Here is a 20,914-nt window from a genome sequence, read left to right on the forward strand (position 1 = left end):
TTTTCGCCCCGAGAGCTGCTACTGCAGCAGCTCAGTGACCGCATGGGTGTGAGTCGCCTTCTAAAAGTGCCGGGTCTGGCAACGTTGCTGGGGCCGGTTCAGCAAAGCGTCGAGTTTCTCGACAGCTTTGCAGACCCCAATCACCTTTATATGCGTTGCGTAGCTTGTAACCTGAATTAAGCGGAGCGCCGCTTACGCGGCTTTAGGTGTTTCGCCTGAAGTCTCTTCCGGGCGCTGCATATGCAGTTCCATTTGCGGGAAGGGAATAGAGATACCTGCCTCGTCAAAGCGGAGTTTTACCGATTGGGTGGTATCCCAGAGCACGGCCCAGTAGTCCGCCGCATTCACCCAGGGGCGCACCAGAAAGTTGACACTGGAGTCGGCGAGTTCGCCAACGGTGACAACGGCCTCGGGCTCAGCGAGGACGCGGCTGTCAGACTTAATAATGTCCTCAAGAATGGCCTTAGCATCCAGCAGGTTGTCTCCATAGGAAATACCAAACACCATGTCGACGCGCCGCGTGTCTTTTGCCGAGAAGTTTGTGATATTGCCGCCGATGATGCTCCCGTTGGGAACGAAGATTTCTTTGTTATCTGGCGTCGTGAGCGTGGTGGTGAACATGCTGATCGATTCTACGACCCCCATGGTGCCCGCGGCTTCTACAAAGTCTCCCTTTGTGAAGGGCTTGAAGATAATCAGCATGACCCCCGCTGCGAAGTTGCCCAGCGAGCTTTGCAGTGACAGGCCGATGGCCAATCCTGCAGCACCCAGTAGTGCGACGAGAGAAGTGGTATCAACACCCAGTCTGCTTAGCGCAGCAATGGTGACAAACAGCAAGCCTACCCAGCGTAAGATTGAGCAAACAAAGTTAACCAGCGTTTCGTCCGTACCCCGGGAGAGCATAATGCGTTGGCAGACGCTCACTACCCGCCCGACCACCATGCGACCAATGTAAAAAATCACAATAGCGAGCGCTAAAGCGGTGCCGTATTCGATAGCCAGCGGTAGCCACTGCGCGGGGTCTTTTAAAAACTCCATGATCATCTCCTTAATTGGGTTCTAGTGTTGATGTCTGTTTCTACTTCAATAAGCTTTTCATCGCTCAGGGCGTTTGTGGGCAATCCAGGTTTATCAGTAACTGCGGCGGTGAGTTCGTCAGCGAAGCTCCATAGCAACTGGCTCATGGCCAAGGCGATGTCTTCACCATCGCCGCTGCTCAGGGAGCGAGAGTCCTCGAACACGACGGACTCCACGATCACCATATCCTTTGTTTTTTGCTCCCATCGCCCCTCGGCTGCAATGCGCGCTACCGAGCCCGTTGCCTCAAAGTGCGTGATAGTGACACGAAGCTGCCAGTCCGCCGGCGTTGAGGGAGCATCGGGGAAGAGTATTACCCGCTGCGTGTTAAGAGAGGCCTTGAGCCTGCGTCCTAAAACCCGCTGAATCCCCAGATCGAGGGGCTCTGCCCAGCGTTTTGCGGCTTCGTAACGCAGCGCAACGGCACTCTCGCGATGTAGCAGTTCGTCCCGAAGGAGATAGTCGGGAATTTCGATGCCATCCAGAACGATGATGGGGCTGTCGCCTTTGGGAATTTGGGCATCACCCGCAGAAAGTTGCAGGTGCTGGATTTGTGTCGACTGGGCGACACAGCCTGCAAGGACCAGGGCGACGACGGCAATGTAGGGGTAGCGAATCAAGAGTCATCCTCCTTACGCCCGCGAAGCAGTGACTCCGGGTGCTCTTCGAGGCTTCTTGCCAGAGAGCGCAATGCGCGTGCGGCCAGAGTGACTTCCTGCATAGCCTGACTCAGTTGTCGTCGGGGAGGGGAGTCCGGTGCGGAGGCCTGCTCGAGGCCTTCAAGACTCTTGTTGGCCGACACCAAAGCCTCGTCAAGGCGCTGGAGGGAGCTTTCTATGGAATTCGTGATCTCGGGTAACTGTGCATTGAGCGTGGCAACCGTGTTGGTGCCCTCTTCCAACAACGCGGTCAATGCGGGGGAGTTATCGGCTAATGTTGTGGACAAACTATTGCTGGCGGTCTCCAGCGCTGCGAGGCTGCTGCGCATGGAGCCTGGGAGCGCCTGCATATCACTGCTATTGAGTAGCTCGTCCAGTCCTGTGGCGATGTGATCGATGTTTTCCGCGATGGCCGCGTAATCAATGGATTCCAAAGAACGACGGATTTGTTCCAGTTCCGTAGGAATAGTCGGTATTTGTGGATGCGACGAATCGATCTGGCTGAGTGTGGCCTCCTTCTCGGGCTGAAAGTCTAGTTGAATGTATAAAAGCCCGGTCAACAAGCTTTGAGTGTTCAACTGTGCTGACAGCCCCCGCGCTACTAATTCATCGAGCACTGATTCGGTCACGCTGCTCACTAGTTGCATAGACGTGGGATCGATTTCTGCTTCGACAATCATCGTTACTTCACCTTGATCGGCGTCCAGGATCAGGTCGATGTCAGTCACTTGGCCGATAGTCACGCCGCGCAGTGCCACAGGTGCTCCGATGGTCAGTCCGCGGAGCGAACCGTCGAAGACCATGACGACCTTGCCTTTTTCGATGCCCAGGCCACCGCCGGCAAAAAATAGTGCCCCGGCAGAGGAGATGATCAGAGCACCCACAACGAAGGCACCTACTAATATGCTGCTCCTTCGTTCGCTCATGCTGCTGGGCCTCTCTCGATCTGCTGTGCGGCTCGGTTGAGAAACTGCCGTACCACAGCGTGATCGCTGTGATCGCGCATCCAGGCTGGATTTCCGGACTCAATCATTCGCTTGCTATCCGCGTCTAGGTAAATCGCATTGTTGGCTATGGCAAATATGCTGGGCAGCTCGTGAGTCACCATCACAACAGATGCACCGGTGGACTCCTTGAGCTGCAGGATCAGGTCATCCAGCCTCCGGGAGCTAATAGGATCCAGTCCCGCTGATGGCTCGTCAAAAAAGAGAATATCAGGGTCCAGCGCAATTGCACGCGCCAGTGCGGCGCGTTTGCGCATCCCTCCGGAGATCTCAGCGGGTAAAAAGGTCTGATAGCCATCCAGCCCCACCAGGGCCAGTTTGAGAGCGACGATCTCCGAAATATCACTGGGACTGTAGCCGCTGTACTGCTCAAGCGGCAGCGCAACGTTGTCTGCCAGCGTCATGGCACTAATCAGGCCCCCTGACTGGTAGGTGATTCCCCAGTTTTGCCTGAGTTTTTGCCGTTCTTGCGGCTCCGCCTTTGTGAAGCTTTGGCTTCCGTAAAATACTTCTCCTTTGGCGGGCTCAAGGAGTCCCAGAAGATGCTTTAGCAGGGTGCTCTTACCGCAGCCCGAACCTCCCATGATGACAAATATATCGCCACGCATTATGTCGAAACTGACGTCCTGTTGAATCAGCCTGCTGCCATAGGCCATGGTCAGGTTTCGAACGCTGATGACGGCATCACTCACGCCTAAACCCCGAGTAACTGGCAGAGGATGTTGATCCCCGCATCTGCGACGATCAGGTAAACCACCGCCGTAACTACCGCTTCTGTGGTCGCTCGGCCTACGGCCTCGGAGTTCCGCCCAGCATTCATTCCTGCGCGGCAGCCGGCAGTAGCAATGAGTGCGGCAAAAACAAAGCCCTTGAATAGGCCGACGAAAAAGTGCGTCATGGTGATCGCGCTTTCCAGTTGACTAATGTACTGCAGCGGCGTGACGCCCATGCCTCCCGCAACCACCGCGCCGCCAACAATGCCCAGGGCATCCGCGTACACGATGAGCAGGGGCATCATCAAAATTAGTGCCAGTACCCTGGGAACGACAAGAAACTCCAGAGGATTGATACCCAGCGTGCTGATGGCGTCGATTTCTTCGTTGCTCTGCATGGTACTGAGCTGAGCTGCGTAGGCTGCGCCCGTGCGCCCAGCCATAACAACGGCAGTCATTAGCGCACCCATTTCCCGGAGCATGCCGATGGCCACGAGATCAGCGACGAATACGGCCGCGCCAAACTGCTGGAGCTGTGCGGCCCCGAGGTACGCCAGGATCATACCCACCAGGACACTTGTTAGCGTAATGATTCCAATGGCCTGAGGGCCTGCTTGCGCCAGACTCTCTACAAACTCACGGCTGCGCATTGCCGAGCGTCCCAGCAGCGTGCGGAACAGGGCTATCGAGGTTGCGCCCAAAAACTCCAATGAATCCAGTAAATCATCACCAATATCGGCGAGAGCGCCGCGGAGACGTTTGAGAGACAGGAAACCTGAGCGAGTCTCAGCTGTGCCGTCATAGGGCGCAACGGCGGTCGCCAATTTCATGAGCTGGATGTAGGACGCGCTTGCACCGAGGTATGTGATCTCCCGATTACCTGCGCTCGCAAGCCGTTCAAGTTGCAAAAGTCTCGCCTCCAGGCGAGGGTCCCAGTTGTTCACCGCCGTGAGGTTTACAGTCACAGTACCCGGACTGTCCAGGAGGGACTCAAACAGCGGCAGCAGTGCGGGAAGCTGCTCATCGCTCCAGTCACCACTGATCAAAAGCTGACCCTGCTCATCGCTTAGGGAGGCTCGGGCGCTCTCGCTCATGCGCTTGCGTCTGTAAGCATGGAGGAGGGGCGATCAGTCATTCTTGAAAAGGTAAGGGCGGCCGAACCGCCTCAATTGCCTCATAAGCCTGCGCGTAGATATCGCTCACCTGTGTCCTGTCTCCTCCCTCATGTCGTCTGGCAATCATGGTGATAGGAAAGAGGTAGTTTTCGGTTTCGCCTAAGCGCAATGCCCGGCTTCGGCCCTTAATATCCTCGTAGACCACCCAGTGCATATCCAGTTCTGTTGCTAGCAAATCACCCAAAGCAACGCCCATGGCCTGCAGCTCTCTCGTTTGGTCGGCCGTAACATGGCCGTCATCAAGCAGGCGTTGCAGGTATTCCAGTTCACTTTGACTGCGGCAGCAGCGACCTCCGTAGAAGCGCAGGGTGAGTTCGTTGAGCGACTGACGCTGCAAATCCATGTACTGGCGGTCAAGGGGGTTGAGGGCTGTTACTCGCTTGTCCAGCAGCTGGCCAAGCGTTCCCTGAGAAAAAATGAGAGAAGCCAATAGCGCGATAACAGCGGCTGAACGCGCGGTCGCGGACAGCGCTGGGCCCTTTAAGCGCTGTAAAAGTGGCGTTTGAGCTTGGTCGAAGTGCTTTAGAAAAGAAATCAAGGTGCCTAATCCCCTCGGCTTTGCTTGTGTTCGCCATATTGTCATGGATAATTGCGGGCCTTCAATGGCGTAAGAGCCAGATAATCCGAGCGGTACTCATAAGACTATGATCAAAGGCAGTATTGTTGCCCTCGTCACACCCATGCACCCGGATGGTCAGATCGACTACTCCGCGCTTGATGGTTTACTGGACTGGCATGTTAGCGCAGGTACTTCTGCGATTGTCGCGGTAGGGACTACGGGAGAAAGCGCCACTCTGGATGTGAATGAGCATCTGGAGCTCATCAGGCATTGCGTTGACTATCTTGCGGGCAGAATTCCTGTTATCGCAGGCACTGGCGCTAATTCCACGCGGGAGGCTATCGAGTTAACCCGAGGAGCCGCCTCCGTGGGAGTTGACGCCTGTCTGCTGGTCACCCCGTACTACAATCGCCCATCTCAGCGCGGACTTTATGAGCATTTCCGAGCTATCGCTGAGGCCGTAGCGGTCCCGCAGATTCTCTACAACGTGCCTTCCCGGACCGCGGTGGACCTGAGTAACGACACCACGATCCGATTAGCCGCTATCGATAACATCGTGGGCATCAAAGATGCCACGGGAGACCTTTCTCGCGGGCAGGAACTCCTTGCGGAGGTTCCTGACGGTTTTGCAGTGTATTCCGGAGACGACGCCACGGCGGCGCGTTACATGCTCGCGGGAGCGGTAGGCAATATTTCGGTTACGGCAAATGTGGTACCTGACCGCGTCGCGGCACTCTGCACAGCAGCGCTGGATGGCGATGAAGCGACCGTGGAAGCGATTGATGCAAGTCTTGAAGGCTTGAACGCGGCGCTGTTCATAGAAGCGAACCCCATGCCGGTAAAATACGCACTGGCGCGCTTGGGACGTATGCAGAACGGTATTCGACTGCCATTGACCTTACCTGAGGGAGAGTGTGCAGTCACCATTGATGCAGCTCTGGCGAGCATAGACGTATGAGGTACCTGAAACTCGGTGGCCTTTTAATGCTGCTGGCGTCTTTGTCGGCCTGTGGTTACTTGTTTGGCGATAAAGGCGTATTTCGCGACTCGGCGGGAGACTACCGCGAGGCCAAAGACATGCCGCCTATCAGCCTGCCAAGCGGTACGTCCACGGACCAATTAGTGGATATTTATCCCATCCCTCAAATCGAGAGCGACCCGCAGTTTGTTGATTCGGACAAGGTGCCTCGTCCCGCGCCCCTGGTCTCCGCAAGTGCCGACCAGTTAGTGCGAATCCAAAAACTGGGTGACGATACCTGGGCTCTGGTTGCGATTGCTCCGGGGCAGTTGTGGCCGCAGCTGCGCAGCTTTCTGTCCGCGGCAAATATAGATATCGCACGGATGGATGCCCGCGCGGGCATTATTGAATCCACTTACCTTGTGCTCGAGGAAGATCCCCGGCCCACGCGATTCCAATTTCGCGTAGAACGCGGGGTGCAAAGGGGAAACAGCGAGCTCCACGTACTGCAAATGTTTCAGACCAGTGCTGGCGAAGCCTGGCCTGCACAATCTGACGACTTCTTCCTGGAGTCCGAGATGCTTCGCGGTGTGGCTCAGTATGTTGCGAATAGCGCCGATACCGCACCCGTCTCTATGATGGCTGAACAGTCTATTAGCGCGGGCGGAAAAGTCTCCCTGGGAGATGATGAGCAGGGCGGCTTTATTGTGTTGGAGTTGCCCTTTGATAGGGCCTGGGCGTCTACTGCGCGCTCCCTCGATATTTCGGGCTTTGAAATTACAGACCGCAATCGTAGTGAAGGCCGTTACTACCTGCTTTACGTAGGTGACAAAGAAGAGGAGTCTTCGAGCTGGTTTGCCTGGCTTGGCGATGACGAAGAGCATCCCGCCGAAGGCGTTCCGCTGATTCTTGATGTCGAGACTCAGGCACCGGAACGTATGGTCTTGCGACTGTCCTTTGAAGACACTGGCAAATCACTTACCCGAGAGCAGATAGATGCCTTGCTCGTACTGATTAAAGGCAACATCAACTAGTGAGAATGGCTTCTTTGGGGAGCGGCAGCCGGGGCAATGCAACCCTACTGCAAGCTGGCCAAAGTTGTGTGCTTGTGGATTGTGGGTTCACGCTGCGCGAGATGCAGCGCCGGGCTGCGCAGCGGGACCTTGATCTTGCCTCTCTGGATGCCATTTTAGTCACTCACGAACATAGCGATCATGCCAGTGGGGTGGCGGTGCTCGCGAGGCATTATGGAATTCCCGTCTACCTGACTCATGGAACACTCGCCAGCGGTCGCATTGAGAACTGCCCTGATACACGCGTATTTAACGGCGATACCGAGCTTCAAATCGGCGAGTTCACTGTGCAGGCCGTCACGGTGCCTCATGATGCTCGAGAGCCGGTACAGTATTGTTTCGAACATGCGCAGCAGCGCGCTGGGGTGTTGACGGATTTGGGATCCGTAGCTGCTCACGTGCGAGACGCCTTTGATGACTGCGAGCTCTTGCTGCTCGAATTCAATCATGACGTCAGACTATTGGCTGATGGGCCATATCCACAGTCGCTGAAGCGCCGGGTTGGCGGAGACTGGGGACATTTATCCAATGCTCAGGCTGCGCAGCTACTAGGCCAGCTCAATTTGCAGCGTTTGAAGCATCTTGCCATCGCCCATATCAGCGAAAAGAATAACCGGCGGGAATGTGTGGAGACACAGTTGCAACAGATAGACCCGAGCCTACTTAAAAAAACCGTCTGGGCATCTCAGGCGAGTGGCTTTGACTGGATCGATCTTGCGCAGCACACAGTTATCAAAGATGCCTGCGTTGCGTCTGCCTGAGAGCGACAACTGGCGTCCTGCCAGAACGACAGTGCATACTGCCCCTGCTTACTGTTCACGAGGCGCGCGTGTCTAAAGACCCCATCAATATTGTGCAGCGGGGGAACCTCCAGAATCTGGAGAAGACCCTGAGTAAGCAGTGGCGTCTTGGCCAGAATATAGTGCTCTGCTGGTGCTGGGATGAGCGCGGTTTACTGGTTATTTTTGTGCCGCATTACTTTCTCGGTAACTACTGTGCTCACCGCGATGATCCGAAAATTGCCAGCGAGAACGAAAATTACATACGGGTTTTGATTTCCGGAAGGCGTCGTAAAAGCCGTGACGAGCTGTTCGCGGTGGCCGTCCGCCTGAGCGTGTCGCCAACATTCATCAAACTGGAAAACCCTCTCGATGAATCCATTTCGGTGATGAGTGGTGTTGAGGAGATTATTCGGCGCTACGGCATCAGCTTTGTTGAGCGACGTGGCGCTCTCCTCTTTGATATTGCAGATTTTTCGCTGTTCAGTTCCTTTGAGCAGGCCAGTCAGCTAAACAGTTTGTCCTACTCCATGAATTCGGTTTACAACAAACTGGCCGCTCGCGGCATGGAGATTAATTTTGCGCGCACCACCACCGGAGATGGGTATTACGTATGGAACCGTGATAACCATCCGCAAGCAGATCAGGAGCTCTTTCTGTTTTTGCAGCTCGTGCTTGCTGACAATGCGCTGGCAAGGGCGGCATCTCGCGGTAATACGGTACCCGTAGTTCGCTCCGCTTTTCATATTGGCAGTCACTATGAGCTTTATCAGGCGGAGGGTGTGAACCCGACGGTGTTTAGTTACATTGTGGGTGATGTGACCATCGAGTTGGCGCGGATACTGGATAGAACTTTGCCCGGGCAGGTGATGTTGGGTGATTTTGGGGATTGCGCTGGCGAGGAGCATGGCAGCGCGGAGTTCGTGCAGAACTGTACGGAAGCTGCAAAAGCACTTGAGGGCCTCACCCTCATGGGCAAGCCATTGCGCTCGCTGCGCAATTGGCTGTCCCGGGACTCGTCTGACGACGCTGGCGGTCAGCCTGTGGACGTTACCATCACTGATAAACACGGCATCAAGCATCACGCTTTCAACCTTCAAGGCGAGCTTGTGTTTGACGACTCCACCCTGACTCTCGGTATGACGCCCGAGGAGTTTGGTAAAGCGCGTGAGAACAAAATGTCTCGAGGAAGCGGCAAATAAGATTCCTGATGGGTGTCATAGCCGGATCGACATCCGATGAGGAACGCGCAGCGCAAATTGCCCGTCGCTTTGACGTGCCTTTATTAGACTCAATGTGCTCCCCCAGAGGTCTGCCGGAGCGTCGCGCCGTTGTGCAAGTCATCGACGGCATTCCCGGGATACAGCTGACGGGACGGGACGTGCCGGGGGCCGTGACCATCGACTTTGCTGATAAGTCCCTGGCTCACCGGCGACGGGCTGGGCATAACGAGTTATTGGGTAAGGCCGTTGGCTGGAAACAGGCTCGCGCTCCGCGGGTCCTCGATGCCACGGGTGGTTATGGTCGCGACGCGTTTTTACTGGCTGATCTTGGTTGCACCGTGGACGTATGTGAGCGTGACCCCATTATGGGGCTGTTGTTCCAGGAGGCTCTGTCTCGCGGCCTAGCGTCTACGGATGAGTGGTTAGTGTCGGTGCTTGCGCGTATACGCCTCCACAATGAAGATGCACAGACTTTAGATTTGTCGGCGTTAGGCGGTGTGGATGTGATTTATCTGGATCCCATGTTCCCCCTTGATCGCCGTGCTGCGCCCGCCAAAGAAATGCAGATTCTTCACTTGCTACTGGCCTCGGAGGATCGGGAGCCTGTTGCTGAGTCTGAAGACGCTTTAGCTGGGGATCATGATCACACCCGAGAACAGCAGGATGCGGCACTTTTGGCCTGGGCAAGAGCTCAGGAAGTGCAGCGGGTCGTCGTTAAGCGGCCCCGGCGAGCGCCGGAGATAGGGGGGCCGGCCCCCGGGCACTCCCTTACAGGGAAGGCCGTACGTTTTGATGTGTATCCCGTCTCCCGTGAGGGGAGTAATTGATTGCAAACAATAAGGAACCGTAACAGTGAGTAAAAAATTTCGTGCGTTAGTGACCGGTGCATCGGCCGGTCTCGGGGACTCCTATGTTCGGCAGCTCGCTGAACGTTGCGACAGTATGATGGTAGTTGCCCGCCGTGGAGATCGACTTCATGAGCTTGCCGCTACTCTCAAGGATCAGTGTGCATTGGAAGTCATAGAAGCAGATTTGGCTGCGGTCGAGGGGCAGGGGCGCGTCGTGGAGGCGATTCGTCAGGGTCCAGCCGTTGATTTGCTGGTAAACAATGCCGGGTACTCAACCATTGGAGCCTATGCGAGCAGCGATCTGGATGACGAGCTGGGTATGTTACGCCTGCACAATGAAGCTACTCTGGTGCTTATCAGTGCGGTCATCAATGTCGCTTCGGTGGGGGGGCTGGTAACAGCACCCAATGTAGCTGCCTACGCGGCGACAAAAGCTTTTCTTGTGAGTTTTACGCGATCCCTTCGCCAGGAAGTAAAAGCACAGGGTCTGCGCGTGCAGTGTCTTTGCCCGGGCTACACGCGTTCAGAAATTCACAGTCGCGATACCATGGCCGACTTCGATGTGAATATCGTGCCAGAGAAGCTATGGATGGATGCGGACACCGTAGTTGCCGAAAGTCTGGCCGCCATCGAAGATGATGCCGACCAATGGCTTCTGGTCACCGGTGAGCACAATCGAAAGATCGTTGCCAGGGAAATGGACGCTCTGCGGGCAGATCTGCACTACCCGAGTTGATGTTCGGCTGCACGTTGCCTTAGCCCGCGGGCAGCAAGCGCGTGAGAATGCCCTGATACATTGCGGCCAATTTTGGCAGGTCATCCACGCGGACATGCTCGTTGACGCGGTGGATACTGGCGTTGGTCGGTCCCAGCTCGACGAGCTGCGCACCATAAGGCGCGATAAATCGACCATCTGATGTGCCGCCGCTGGTGGAAAGTTTAGTTTCTACGCCGTCTACGTCCCGAACAGCTGCTCGGCAGGCCTCGGTAAGAGATCCTTCGCCAGTGATGAACGGATCGCCGCTTAGGTTCCACTGAATTTCTGCGCGTACGCCGTGATCTGCGAGAATTTTTTCCACTGCTTCCTGAAGTCCCTGGGCGCTCTGCTCTGTGGAGAAACGAAAATTGATCAGCACGTCGGCATGTCCGGGAATGACGTTGGTGACGCCGGTGCCCGTATGAAAGTTGGTGATCTGAAAGCTGGTAGCAGGGAAATACTCATTGCCCTGATCCCACTGCCGCGTCACCAGTTCCTGGAGCGCGGGCAGAGCGCCGTGCAAAGGATTGTCCGCATGCTGTGGGTAGGCCACGTGGCCCTGGCGACCAAGAATTTTGAGCGTGCCGTTGAGAGAGCCCCGACGTCCGTTCTTGATGGTATCGCCAAGAACCTCAGCACTGGATGGCTCACCAACAACGCAGTAATCGATGCTGACTCCCTGCTCGGCAAGCCATTCCATGACCCGCACGGTGCCATCGGTTGCAGGCCCTTCTTCGTCTGAGGTAATGAGGAATCCTATGCGTCCTTGGGCAGAATCACCGGCGCTACTTAAGTGCGCGATGAAGTCTTCGCAGGCGATGATCATCGCCGCCAGGCTGGCTTTCATATCCGCTGCCCCACGTCCATACAGCAGACCATCGCGAACCGTTGGAACAAAAGGATCACTGTCCCATTGGTCACGGGGTCCGGGGGGAACTACATCGGTATGCCCGGCAAAGACAAGCAGCGGTCCGCACTCGCCCCATTGGGCCCAGAAGTTTTCTGTGTCACCAAAGGGCAGGGAGGTGCAGCGAAATCCAAGGGCCTCAAGCCGCCGCATCATTAATGCCTGGCAGCCAGCATCTTCTGGCGTCACAGAGGCGCGGGCGATGAGTTCGCAGGCGAGGTCAAAAGTACGTTTGTGGTCGAGCATGTCAGTTTGAGCCGTTAGTCATTGGCGTGGAGTTCGGCGTTAAGCTGCACGGAAGTCTTGTTAGTCAAACACTCTACGGCGCCATTGAGACTGTTGCGGCGAAACAGTAGATCGGACATGCCCTGCAGATGCTTCGCTGCGAGCGTTTCTGTAACGGAGCCGGCTGCGTCGAGCATGGTTACCTTGGTGCCGGAAGTCACATAGAGCCCTGACTCGACGATGCAGCGGTCGCCGACAGGAATACCGATACCGGCGTTCGCGCCGATGAGACACTGTTTGCCCACAGAGATAACAATATTGCCGCCTCCGGATAGGGTACCCATGGTAGAACTACCTCCCCCAAGGTCGGAGTCTGCACCCACGAGCACGCCGGCGGAAACCCGCCCCTCAATCATGCCGGGTCCGATGGTGCCCGCATTGAAATTGATAAAGCCCTCATGCATTACGGTGGTCCCCTCGCCGACATAAGCGCCTAGACGAACCCTGGCGGTGTGGGCAATGCGCACGCCGCTGGGTACCACGTAATTTGCCATCTTGGGAAACTTGTCGACGCAGCTAACTTCCAGCACTTCCCCGCGAAGGCGGGCGTCCAGTTGCTGTTCCGCCAGTTCGGAGAGGGCAATGGCGCCTCGATCTGTCCAGGCAACATTGGGAAGTACACCGAAAACGCCCTGCAGCACGGTTTCCTGGGGCAATACCAGCCGGTGCGATAGTAAGTGCAACTTCAGGTAGGCAGCGGGAACCGTCTCTGGTGCAGAGTCCTCTTTCAGGCACACGGCAACGGCGGGACGATTACTCTCTGCCACTTTGCGCGCCAGCGTTGCGACGTCACCATGGCCAGCGGCATCGCACTCGACGGCAAGAGCCTGCAAATCGTCCGCGCTTAAAGCCAGATCTGATCCAAGCTTTCCAAAACAGGCGGCGAGGGAGGGGGCCGGACTCAAGATCGGCGCCGGGAAGAAGACGTCTAACCAGTTACCCTCCCGGTCACGTGTTCCCAGTCCCAGTCCTAATGCATATGCATCCATGCCTATTTCTCCTGTGAGTTCTTGGGGTTAACCGTTGCCAAGCAGCTTGCTATAGCGCGCTTCACTAAAACCAAATTCCAGTATGTCATCGTCTTCCAATACCGGGCGTTTGATGAGCGTTGGCGCGGCGAGGGCAGCGAGCGATGCACTTTCGGCATCCATGGTTTCTCTGTCTTTCTCGGACAAGGCTTTCCAGCTCGTACTGCGGCGATTGATCACCTTGTCCCAGTCCTGGGCGGCTATCCAACGCTCTACGGCGCTCCGCTGGAGACCATCCTGACGAAAGTCATGAAAACGATAGTCTATGCCAGCCTCGTCCAGCCAGCGGCGGGCTTTGCGAACGGTGTCGCAATTGCTGATGCCATAGAGCGTGAGAGCCATTTTTCCTACCCCAGCAAAAGGGCGGGGAATATAGCAAATATCCTCAGGCTTTGCGGGTGAGCTTTGGGTTCTTGCGTTTGGGATAGCAATGCCGGCAGATTTCACAAACCCGGCCATCGCAGCCGCGCGCGCTACAGTACTCTCGTCCGTAAAATATGATTTGCAGGTGAAGCCGGTTCCAGTGCTCTCGAGGAAACAGTTTTTTTAGGTCCCGCTCGGTCTGAACCACACTTTTCCCGGAGCTGAGACCCCAGCGCTGGGCAAGACGGTGGATATGCGTGTCCACCGGGAACGCCGGCACACCAAAGGCCTGGGACATCACGACGCTCGCGGTCTTGTGGCCGACGCCGGGTAACCGCTCCAATGCTTCCATATCCTCGGGCACGACGCCCTGATGTTCTTCCATCAAGATATGTGACAGCCCAGAGATGGCCTTGGCTTTTTGTGGAGATAAGCCGCAGGGTCGGATGATGGCGCGTATTTCTTCGACCGATAACAGCAGCATCGCCTGGGGTGTCGCTGCTCTGGCAAAGAGTGCGGGCGTCACTTGATTAACACGTTCGTCAGTACATTGCGCGCTGAGTAATACCGCTATCAATAGGGTGAAAGGATCATTGTGATCCAGGGGGACAGGGGTTTGGGGATACAACTCCTGGAGTCTCCCCAGTATGTAACTTGCGCGCTCGGCTTTTAACATTAAGAAGCTTAAGTAAGTCCAGTTGGGTGGGTGAGGCTACAGAGTACGCACGAAGCTTGCTATGCGTTGCGCCGCTTCTACGCAATCTTCTTGTTCGGCAACCAGCGCCATGCGGATGCGACCGCTTCCCGGGTTCTTAGCGTTAGCCTCGTGGCTCAGGTAACTGCCGGGCAGCACTAATACTCCTGCCTCTGCAAAGAGTCTGCGAGTGAAGGTTTCGTCATCAATAGGCACCCGCGGCCAGAGATAAAACCCGCCGCCCGGACTATTTAACGCCAGGACCGGCTCAAGAATCTCACGCACCGCCGCAAACTTCTCGCGATAAAGCGCCCTGTTGTTGCGAACATGCGCCTCGTCATTCCAGGCCACTGTACTGGCTAGCTGATGATGGGGAGGCATGGCTGAGCCGTGATAACCCCGGTAGCGTAGAAACTCAGCGATGATCTTGGCATCGCCGGCGGCGAATCCCGAGCGCAGGCCAGGAAGGTTTGATCGTTTGGACAGGGAGTGCATGCTGATGCAGTTCCGGTAATCGTCCAGGCCCATCGCCGCGCAGGCAGCCAAGAGTCCCGTGGGTGGTGCTGCCTCGTCCGGGTAAATCTCCGAGTAGCACTCATCGGATACCAGCACCACATCATGTTCCAGCGCTTTCTCAATAAAGCGTTGCAGAAGTTGTTTGTCCATGATGGCGCCCGAGGGATTGCCGGGAGAGCACAAGTAGAGCAGCTGCATCGCTTTCCAGTCATGGTCGCTCACGGCGTCTGGGTCCGGGAGGAAGTTCGTATCCTCATCGGTGTTGAGTAAGACCGTTTGCGCGCCAGCCAGTAACGCAGCTCCCTCGTAGATTTGATAGAACGGATTTGGAGAGCCTACCAGAGCTCCTTGACCGTGCCCCACGCAGGTTTGCGCGATAGCGAAAAGCGCTTCTCTTGTGCCGTTAACCGGCAGCACCTGTGTGTCGGGATCAAGGCTTGGCAGTGCATGGCGTTTGCTCAACCACCGGGCTTGAGCTGCACGTAAGTCCAGCTCTCCGCGAGTGCTTGGATACTTAGCGAGAAGATCAAGGTTGTCTGTGAGGGCCTCGACAACGATCGCCGGTGGGGCGTGTTGTGGTTCGCCGATTGAGAGTTTGAGTAAGCGCTGATGATCCGGTGGCGCCACCCCGTCCAACAGCTTCGCAAGACGCTCGAAGGGGTAAGGCTTAAGTAAGTCGAGTTCCGGATTCACGTCATTGGGACTCTTGAGAGTCCAGTTTGTTTCGTATGGAGCTCTGAATTTGCTCGGCGAGTTGCTCGTCAAAAATAGGTTGTTGCTGCATATCGGTGACGAAAAACACGTCCTCGACGCGCTCACCCAGAGTCTGAATCTTTGCCGCCTGGCAGATGAGTTCAAATTCCACAAAAACCTCACCGATGCGGGCGAGCAGTCCCGGGCGATCCAGAGAGACGACCTCCAGGACCGACACCGAGCGATCCTCATCGACGCGCATACTTGTCTCGGTGTCGAGGCGGAACGAGCGTACCCGGCGGGGGGTAAGTCGTGAAGTAATGCTGCCCTGGCCCGTTTCCGGGGAGAGTTTGTCACTCAGGTACGAGGTGATGTGCCGTAGGCGGTCGGTGTCCTCTACGGCTTTTCCGCTGGAATCCAGGACAAAGTAGGTATCCAGGCTCATGCCGTCACTGCCGTGATAGATGCGCGCATCGTGGATGCTCAGATCTAACTGCTCAAGGCGAGAGCAGGTGCGTGAAAATGCCCCAATGTCAAAGCTGGCGTAAATAAAAATTTGCGTCGTATTGGCAACGCTGGATTCCACTCCGTTACGCACTAACACCAATGGTTGGCCCCGGTCCTGATGCCCTTCAATGGCCTCGGTGTGCCATGCGATGTCTTCGGCTCGCTCACGCAAAAAGTAATCTTCGCCCCGTTCTTGCCAGAGGTTCGAAAGTTCGCTCTCTGTGAAGCCACGATATTCGAGTAATTTTGCGGCCGCTTCCCGGGTTTCGGTAATCCACTCCTGCTTGTCCGCAGGGTTTTCAAGACCCCGTCGGAGCGCGCGCTTACATTCGGTGTACAGCTGGCGCAGGAGACTGCCTCGCCAGGCATTCCAGAGTTTCGGGTTGGTGCCATTGATGTCGGCGACCGTTAGTGCAAATAGGTAGTCGAGGCGATTTTGATCGCCCACATGTTTTGCGAATTCCTGAACAACGTCCGGGTCAGAGATGTCCTTGCGCTGTGAAACAGCCGACATGAATAAGTGATTGCGCACCAACCATTCGATGAGATTGGTGTCGCGGCGGCCAAGGCCGTGCTCCTCGCAGAAGTTTCTCGCGTCTACTGCCCCAAGTTCCGAATGATCCCCACCACGACCCTTGCCGATATCGTGAAACAGTCCGGCGATGTACAGCAGCTCTATTTTTGGAAGCCGCCGAGCAACGCGACTGGTAACCGGAAAGCGCTCGTCGTTTTCAGGTTTGAGGAAGCGGCGGATATTTTCGATTACCTGCAGAGTGTGAGCATCGACGGTATAGCTATGAAACAAGTCATGCTGCATTTGACCGACAATTTGTCCGTAGGCCGGCAGATAACGTCCGAGAATGCCGTAGCGCGACATCTGGCGTAATTGGCGCGTCAAACGGTTGTTGGACCTGAGGACTTCCAAAAACAGCTGCCGGTGCTCGGGATTGCGGCGAAAATCGTCGTCAATGAGGTGCCGGGCTTCTCTGATAAGCCGAATCGTTTGTGCCGCGATTCCCAGAGCCTGGGGATTATTCCCAGCGTGCAAAAATACCTCCAGCAATCCGCCGGGGTACTCCTCAAACACCGTGTCGCGCTTTGCGCTGATGTAGCCGTTTCTGAGTTCGAACCAGTCGTTGATGTCCAGAGTGACATCGTCCGCCGCGGCTTGAAGCACTGCCTGATCAAAGCTCAGCATCAACACTTCGTTCAATTGCGATAGTGCCAGTGCCCAGCGATAGTAAAGCTGCATGAATTGCTCTACGGCAAGCTTGTCGCCGTCTACAAAGCCCCACATTCGTGCCAGTTCCCGCTGGTGATCAAAGAGCAGGCGATCTTCTTCACGACCGGTAATCATGTGTAGGGCGTAGCGCACTCTCCAGAGAAACTCCTGACCATGGATGATGGTGGTCGCTTCGGCCTCAGTTAAAAACTGATTGTCAGTAAGTTCTGCGACGGAGCGCCAGCCAAAGTGTCGTTGAGCGAGCCAGCCAATTAACTGTAAATCGCGCAGTCCGCCTGGGGACCCCTTCAGATTGGGCTCTAAGCTGTATTCCGTATCACCAAATTTTGCGTGTCTAGCTCCCTGTTCACTGAGTTTGGCTTTAAAAAATTCATCGGGAGCCCACATTTCAGTGTCTTGCGTACCTGCGGCAACAGCGGTTAATAACTTCTCCTCGCCCAGCAGCAACCTCGCTTCAATGAGGTTGGTGAGTACCGTGACATCCTTGCGAGCCTGCTCGATACACTCATCAACGCTGCGCACGCTGTGGCCGATCTGGAGACCTAGGTCCCAAAGCAGTGTTAGAAAGCTCTCAAGCCCTTTGCTGTCCGCCTCGTTATTACCGTCGCGCAGTATCAGTAGGTCGATGTCCGAGTGGGGGTGTAGTTCCCCTCGTCCATAGCCTCCTACCGCAACCAGGGCGATTCGCTCCTTGGGTAGACCCAGAGCTTCCCAGGCGTGGCGTAACAGATCATCGATGAGCGTAGCTCTGGATCTGAGGAGCTCACCCGCACTCCTGCCGTCACCAAATTCGCAGTCCAATTGCGTTGATGCAGATTGGAGTGCATTGCGCAGCTTGGGAATTAAGTCTGACTCGGCACTCTCTTCCAGTAACCCCGGCAGGTCGAAGTGAGCGATAGGCTCTGCAACGGCGGTGTCCATAGAGGCTTAGATCGCCTCGTCACTTCGGCGTGTAAAAATCTCACAGCCATCCTCGGTCACGCCGAGCGTGTGCTCCCACTGGGCAGACAGACGACCGTCGCGCGTAGTCACAGTCCAGCCGTCCCGAGCGTTGAGCTTTGTGTGGCGTTTGCCGGCGTTGATCATCGGCTCGATGGTAAAGGTCATACCGGGTTGCAGCACAAGTCCCGTATTGGGGCGGCCGTAATGCAGTACTTGTGGGTCTTCGTGGAACACCTTGCCAATGCCATGACCACAATATTCACGGACTACGGAGTAGTAGTTGCTTTCTGCATACTGCTGAATGATGTTGCCGATGTCGCCCAGACGTGCGCCCGGTTTTACCAGTGCAATAGCCTTATAGAGACACTCCTGGGTGATTTGCATGAGGCGTTCGGCATGCGCTGGTACATCACCGACCCCCACCATAATGCTGGTGTCCCCGTGATAACCATCCTTAATCACCGTAACGTCGATGTTGATTATGTCGCCGCTGCGCAGCTTCTTGCTGTCCGAAGGTATGCCGTGGCACACCACTTCGTTGACGGATGTGCAAATTGACTTTGGAAAGCCGTTGTAATTCAGGGGGGCGGGTATAGCATCGAGCTTGTCGGTAATGTACTCGTGGCAGATTTGGTCGAGCTTGCCAGTAGTGACTCCAGGCACCGCGAGGGGGCGAATCATTTCGAGCACTTCTGCGGCCATGGCTCCGGCGACACGCATCCGTGCGAACTCTTCTTCGCTTTTAATTGAAACAGACATTTCTAACTCTTTCTGGCCGACTCGCGACGGTGGAATCCTGACGATTCACAAGCACGCCGTGAAAAACGCGGCATTGTAGCGTAACTACGCCCGATGGGCATCAGATCAGTGGTTTTTCTGGAGTTAAGGCGATGCTTGTGCTATAAAGCGCGCCGCCGTATTTGGGGAGACTCCCGAGCGGCCAACGACGCCCGCATGCCACAACCTTCTGCAGGGTGCCCTAAAGTCAGGTGTAAAGACTTGAATCAGGGGTTTGCAGCTGGGGTGTGCGGAAGACTAACCCGTTAAAAAATCAGGTAATTTTATGTCACAGGTAAGCATGCGAGACCTGCTCCAGGCTGGAGCACACTTTGGTCACCAGACCCGCTACTGGAACCCCAAGATGGACCAGTACATTTTTGGCGATCGCAATAAAATCCACATTATCAATCTTGAGTACACGGTTCCGGCGTTCAATGAAGCGCTGGATATGGTGAAGCGTTTAGCTGCCTCCAAGAACAAGATCATGTTTGTAGGCACCAAGCGTGCGGCCGGCAAGATCATGAAAGAGCAGGCAGAGCGCGCTGGTATGCCTTATGTCAGCCATCGCTGGTTGGGCGGCATGCTCACTAACTACAAGACTATCCGTGCATCTATCAAGCGCCTGCGGGAGCTCGAAGCGCAGCAGTCTGACGGCACTTTCGATGCGCTGACTAAGAAAGAAGCACTGATGCGTGCTCGCCAGATGGAAAAGCTTGAGCGAAGCATCGGCGGTATCAAGGATATGGGTGGACTTCCTGACGCGCTGTTCGTCATTGATGTTGATCACGAGCGCATTGCGATTACTGAAGCCAACAAGCTGGGCATTCCTGTGATTGGCGTAGTTGACACTAACAGTGATCCCGATGGCGTTGACTACGTGATCCCCGGTAACGATGACGCGATTCGAGCGATTAAGCTCTACGTAACAGCCGTTGCAGACGCTTGCATCGCAGGCAAGGTCGAGGCGGGTGGTGCGGTTCCTGTAAAGGATGAGTTTGTAGAGGAAGAAGCGGCGGTTGCTGCTGAGCCTGCTCCGGCCGCAGAGCCAGTAGCTGCAGCTGTCGAGCCAGTTGCTGCACCTGCAGAGGAAGCAGCTGCTACTACAGACGCTTGATCACTGACCGCGGTCAGATCATTCATCGCCACTTGAAGATCCACGAGTTACTAAATATCCAATTGGGCGCTGGCTTGCAGCGCCCCTACGGGAGAATATTGCATGTCAGCTTCACAGGTTAAGGAGCTCCGGGAGCGCACAGGTCTCGGGCTTATGGAGTGCAAAAAAGCACTCACAGCAGCAAACGGAGATATCGACGCAGCTATTGAAGAGCTGCGTAAGTCCAGCGGCATGAAGGCCGCTAAAAAGGCTGGACGAACGGCCGCAGACGGCATTGTTGCTGCGCGCGTTGCCGATGATGGAAGTTACGGCGTCTTGGTCGAAGTCAACAGCGAAACCGACTTTGTCGCCCGCGATGACAGCTTCCTGGGCTTTGTATCCCAGGTTGTTGATCGCGCTTTTGAAACTAAAGAGACCGATGTCGCAACACTAATGGGCGACGGGCTCGAGCAGACCCGTGAAGCGCTGGTACAAAAAATTGGCGAAAACATTGGTGTACGACGCATCGCTTTGACAAATGCGGAAGACGGCGTGGTGGGCGCGTACGTTCATGGCAACAATCGCATCGCTGTATTGGTTGAGTTGCAATCAGGCGATCAGGATTTGGCGCGAGACGTAGCTATGCACGTTGCTGCGGTAAACCCGCAAGTTGTGCAGCCTTCTGACATGCCCGCTGAGCTGGTCGAGAAAGAAAAAGAGATCTACACAGCGCAGGCCCTGGATTCTGGTAAACCCCCGGAAATCGTTGAGAAAATGATTGGTGGTCGAATCAAGAAATACCTGGCGGAAAACAGCCTGGTAGATCAGGCGTTTGTTAAAGACCCCGATACAACGGTTGGCAAGCTGGTAAGCAGTGCCGGCGCAACGGTCGTGTCCTTCTCGCGCTTTGAAGTGGGAGAGGGGATTGAGGTTGAAACGGTGGATTTTGCGGCTGAAGTAGCAGCACAGCTTAAGAGCTGATTTTAGTCAAACGATCAAAACGGGGCTCAGGCCCCGTTTTTTGTATCTGCCAGACAG

Annotated in this window: 22 protein-coding genes; 9 read left to right on the plus strand and 13 right to left on the minus strand. The window is 55.7% G+C overall.

Annotated elements, in window-relative coordinates:
* The coding region (locus ACTG39_RS02620; RefSeq protein ID WP_439105971.1) for a hypothetical protein at window positions 1-180 on the plus strand (180 nt) is incomplete at its 5' end.
* Between the two features lie 12 nt (window positions 181-192).
* On the opposite strand, the gene ACTG39_RS02625 is transcribed toward ACTG39_RS02620, so the two are convergent.
* The 6 genes from ACTG39_RS02625 to ACTG39_RS02650 are packed head-to-tail and all read right to left on the minus strand — an operon-like array spanning window position 193 to window position 5,166.
* On the minus strand, window positions 193-1,038 hold the full coding sequence (locus tag ACTG39_RS02625; protein ID WP_439105972.1) for a mechanosensitive ion channel family protein: 846 nt from the start codon (window positions 1,036-1,038) through the stop codon (window positions 193-195).
* A gap of 2 nt (window positions 1,039-1,040) precedes the next feature.
* The gene (locus ACTG39_RS02630) at window positions 1,041-1,697 is read right to left on the minus strand and encodes a PqiC family protein (RefSeq protein ID WP_439105973.1); all 657 of its coding nucleotides are present in this window, start codon (window positions 1,695-1,697) and stop codon (window positions 1,041-1,043) included.
* Complete coding sequence (locus ACTG39_RS02635) at window positions 1,694-2,662, minus strand: MlaD family protein (protein ID WP_439105974.1); 969 nt, start codon at window positions 2,660-2,662, stop codon at window positions 1,694-1,696. The genes ACTG39_RS02630 and ACTG39_RS02635 overlap by 4 nt, the downstream gene beginning before the upstream one ends.
* Window positions 2,659-3,432 (minus strand): ABC transporter ATP-binding protein, encoded by a 774-nt coding sequence (locus ACTG39_RS02640; protein WP_439105975.1) that lies wholly within the window; start codon window positions 3,430-3,432, stop codon window positions 2,659-2,661. Before ACTG39_RS02640 ends, ACTG39_RS02635 begins: the two co-directional genes overlap by 4 nt.
* A 2-nt stretch (window positions 3,433-3,434) precedes the next feature.
* Window positions 3,435-4,547 carry an MlaE family ABC transporter permease gene (locus ACTG39_RS02645; protein WP_439105976.1) on the minus strand — a complete coding sequence of 371 codons (1,113 nt, stop codon included), beginning with the start codon at window positions 4,545-4,547 and terminating at the stop codon, window positions 3,435-3,437.
* A gap of 37 nt (window positions 4,548-4,584) precedes the next feature.
* Window positions 4,585-5,166 (minus strand): DUF3806 domain-containing protein, encoded by a 582-nt coding sequence (locus tag ACTG39_RS02650; RefSeq protein WP_439105977.1) that lies wholly within the window; start codon window positions 5,164-5,166, stop codon window positions 4,585-4,587.
* A gap of 106 nt (window positions 5,167-5,272) precedes the next feature.
* On the opposite strand from ACTG39_RS02650, the gene dapA reads away from it, so the two are divergent.
* From dapA to ACTG39_RS02680, 6 genes are all read left to right on the plus strand, one after another.
* On the plus strand, window positions 5,273-6,145 hold the full coding sequence (dapA, locus tag ACTG39_RS02655) for a 4-hydroxy-tetrahydrodipicolinate synthase (protein WP_439105978.1): 873 nt from the start codon (window positions 5,273-5,275) through the stop codon (window positions 6,143-6,145).
* Entirely contained in the window at window positions 6,142-7,179 is a 1,038-nt protein-coding gene (gene bamC / locus ACTG39_RS02660) for an outer membrane protein assembly factor BamC (RefSeq protein ID WP_439105979.1), read from the plus strand. The genes dapA and bamC overlap by 4 nt, the downstream gene beginning before the upstream one ends.
* 5 nt (window positions 7,180-7,184) lie before the next feature.
* The gene (locus ACTG39_RS02665) at window positions 7,185-7,979 is read left to right on the plus strand and encodes an MBL fold metallo-hydrolase (protein WP_439106091.1); all 795 of its coding nucleotides are present in this window, start codon (window positions 7,185-7,187) and stop codon (window positions 7,977-7,979) included.
* A gap of 68 nt (window positions 7,980-8,047) precedes the next feature.
* Window positions 8,048-9,199, plus strand: a complete 1,152-nt coding sequence (locus tag ACTG39_RS02670; RefSeq protein WP_439105980.1) for a hypothetical protein — start codon at window positions 8,048-8,050, stop codon at window positions 9,197-9,199.
* 8 nt (window positions 9,200-9,207) lie between these two features.
* The gene (locus ACTG39_RS02675; protein WP_439105981.1) at window positions 9,208-10,047 is read left to right on the plus strand and encodes a class I SAM-dependent methyltransferase; all 840 of its coding nucleotides are present in this window, start codon (window positions 9,208-9,210) and stop codon (window positions 10,045-10,047) included.
* Window positions 10,048-10,072: 25 nt separating this feature from the next.
* Window positions 10,073-10,804, plus strand: coding sequence for an SDR family NAD(P)-dependent oxidoreductase (locus ACTG39_RS02680; protein ID WP_439105982.1), 732 nt, complete (start codon window positions 10,073-10,075; stop codon window positions 10,802-10,804).
* A gap of 19 nt (window positions 10,805-10,823) precedes the next feature.
* On the opposite strand, the gene dapE is transcribed toward ACTG39_RS02680, so the two are convergent.
* From dapE to map, 7 genes are read right to left on the minus strand one after another with little or no spacing between them, the layout of a single operon-like run.
* Window positions 10,824-11,978: a succinyl-diaminopimelate desuccinylase gene (gene dapE / locus ACTG39_RS02685; RefSeq protein ID WP_439105983.1), complete on the minus strand. Its 1,155-nt coding sequence runs from the start codon at window positions 11,976-11,978 to the stop codon at window positions 10,824-10,826.
* 14 nt (window positions 11,979-11,992) lie between these two features.
* On the minus strand, window positions 11,993-13,006 hold the full coding sequence (dapD, locus tag ACTG39_RS02690) for a 2,3,4,5-tetrahydropyridine-2,6-dicarboxylate N-succinyltransferase (protein ID WP_439105984.1): 1,014 nt from the start codon (window positions 13,004-13,006) through the stop codon (window positions 11,993-11,995).
* Between the two features lie 27 nt (window positions 13,007-13,033).
* Window positions 13,034-13,387, minus strand: a complete 354-nt coding sequence (locus tag ACTG39_RS02695; protein ID WP_439105985.1) for an ArsC family reductase — start codon at window positions 13,385-13,387, stop codon at window positions 13,034-13,036.
* A gap of 43 nt (window positions 13,388-13,430) precedes the next feature.
* Window positions 13,431-14,084 carry an endonuclease III gene (gene nth, locus ACTG39_RS02700; RefSeq protein ID WP_439105986.1) on the minus strand — a complete coding sequence of 218 codons (654 nt, stop codon included), beginning with the start codon at window positions 14,082-14,084 and terminating at the stop codon, window positions 13,431-13,433.
* Window positions 14,085-14,120: 36 nt separating this feature from the next.
* A complete protein-coding gene (dapC, locus tag ACTG39_RS02705) occupies window positions 14,121-15,311 on the minus strand; it encodes a succinyldiaminopimelate transaminase (RefSeq protein WP_439105987.1) in 1,191 nt (396 codons plus the stop codon).
* A gap of 1 nt (window position 15,312) precedes the next feature.
* On the minus strand, window positions 15,313-17,982 hold the full coding sequence (glnD, locus tag ACTG39_RS02710; RefSeq protein WP_439105988.1) for a [protein-PII] uridylyltransferase: 2,670 nt from the start codon (window positions 17,980-17,982) through the stop codon (window positions 15,313-15,315).
* Window positions 17,983-17,988: 6 nt separating this feature from the next.
* A complete protein-coding gene (gene map, locus ACTG39_RS02715) occupies window positions 17,989-18,762 on the minus strand; it encodes a type I methionyl aminopeptidase (protein WP_439105989.1) in 774 nt (257 codons plus the stop codon).
* A 304-nt stretch (window positions 18,763-19,066) separates the two neighbouring features.
* Between map and rpsB the strand changes: the two genes are divergently transcribed.
* The gene (rpsB, locus tag ACTG39_RS02720; protein WP_439105990.1) at window positions 19,067-19,897 is read left to right on the plus strand and encodes a 30S ribosomal protein S2; all 831 of its coding nucleotides are present in this window, start codon (window positions 19,067-19,069) and stop codon (window positions 19,895-19,897) included.
* Between the two features lie 102 nt (window positions 19,898-19,999).
* Window positions 20,000-20,857, plus strand: a complete 858-nt coding sequence (tsf, locus tag ACTG39_RS02725) for a translation elongation factor Ts (RefSeq protein ID WP_439105991.1) — start codon at window positions 20,000-20,002, stop codon at window positions 20,855-20,857.
* The last annotated feature ends 57 nt before the right edge of the window (window positions 20,858-20,914 follow it).

The organism is Congregibacter sp., from assembly GCF_965662665.1.
Classification (GTDB): Bacteria; Pseudomonadota; Gammaproteobacteria; order Pseudomonadales; family Halieaceae; genus Congregibacter.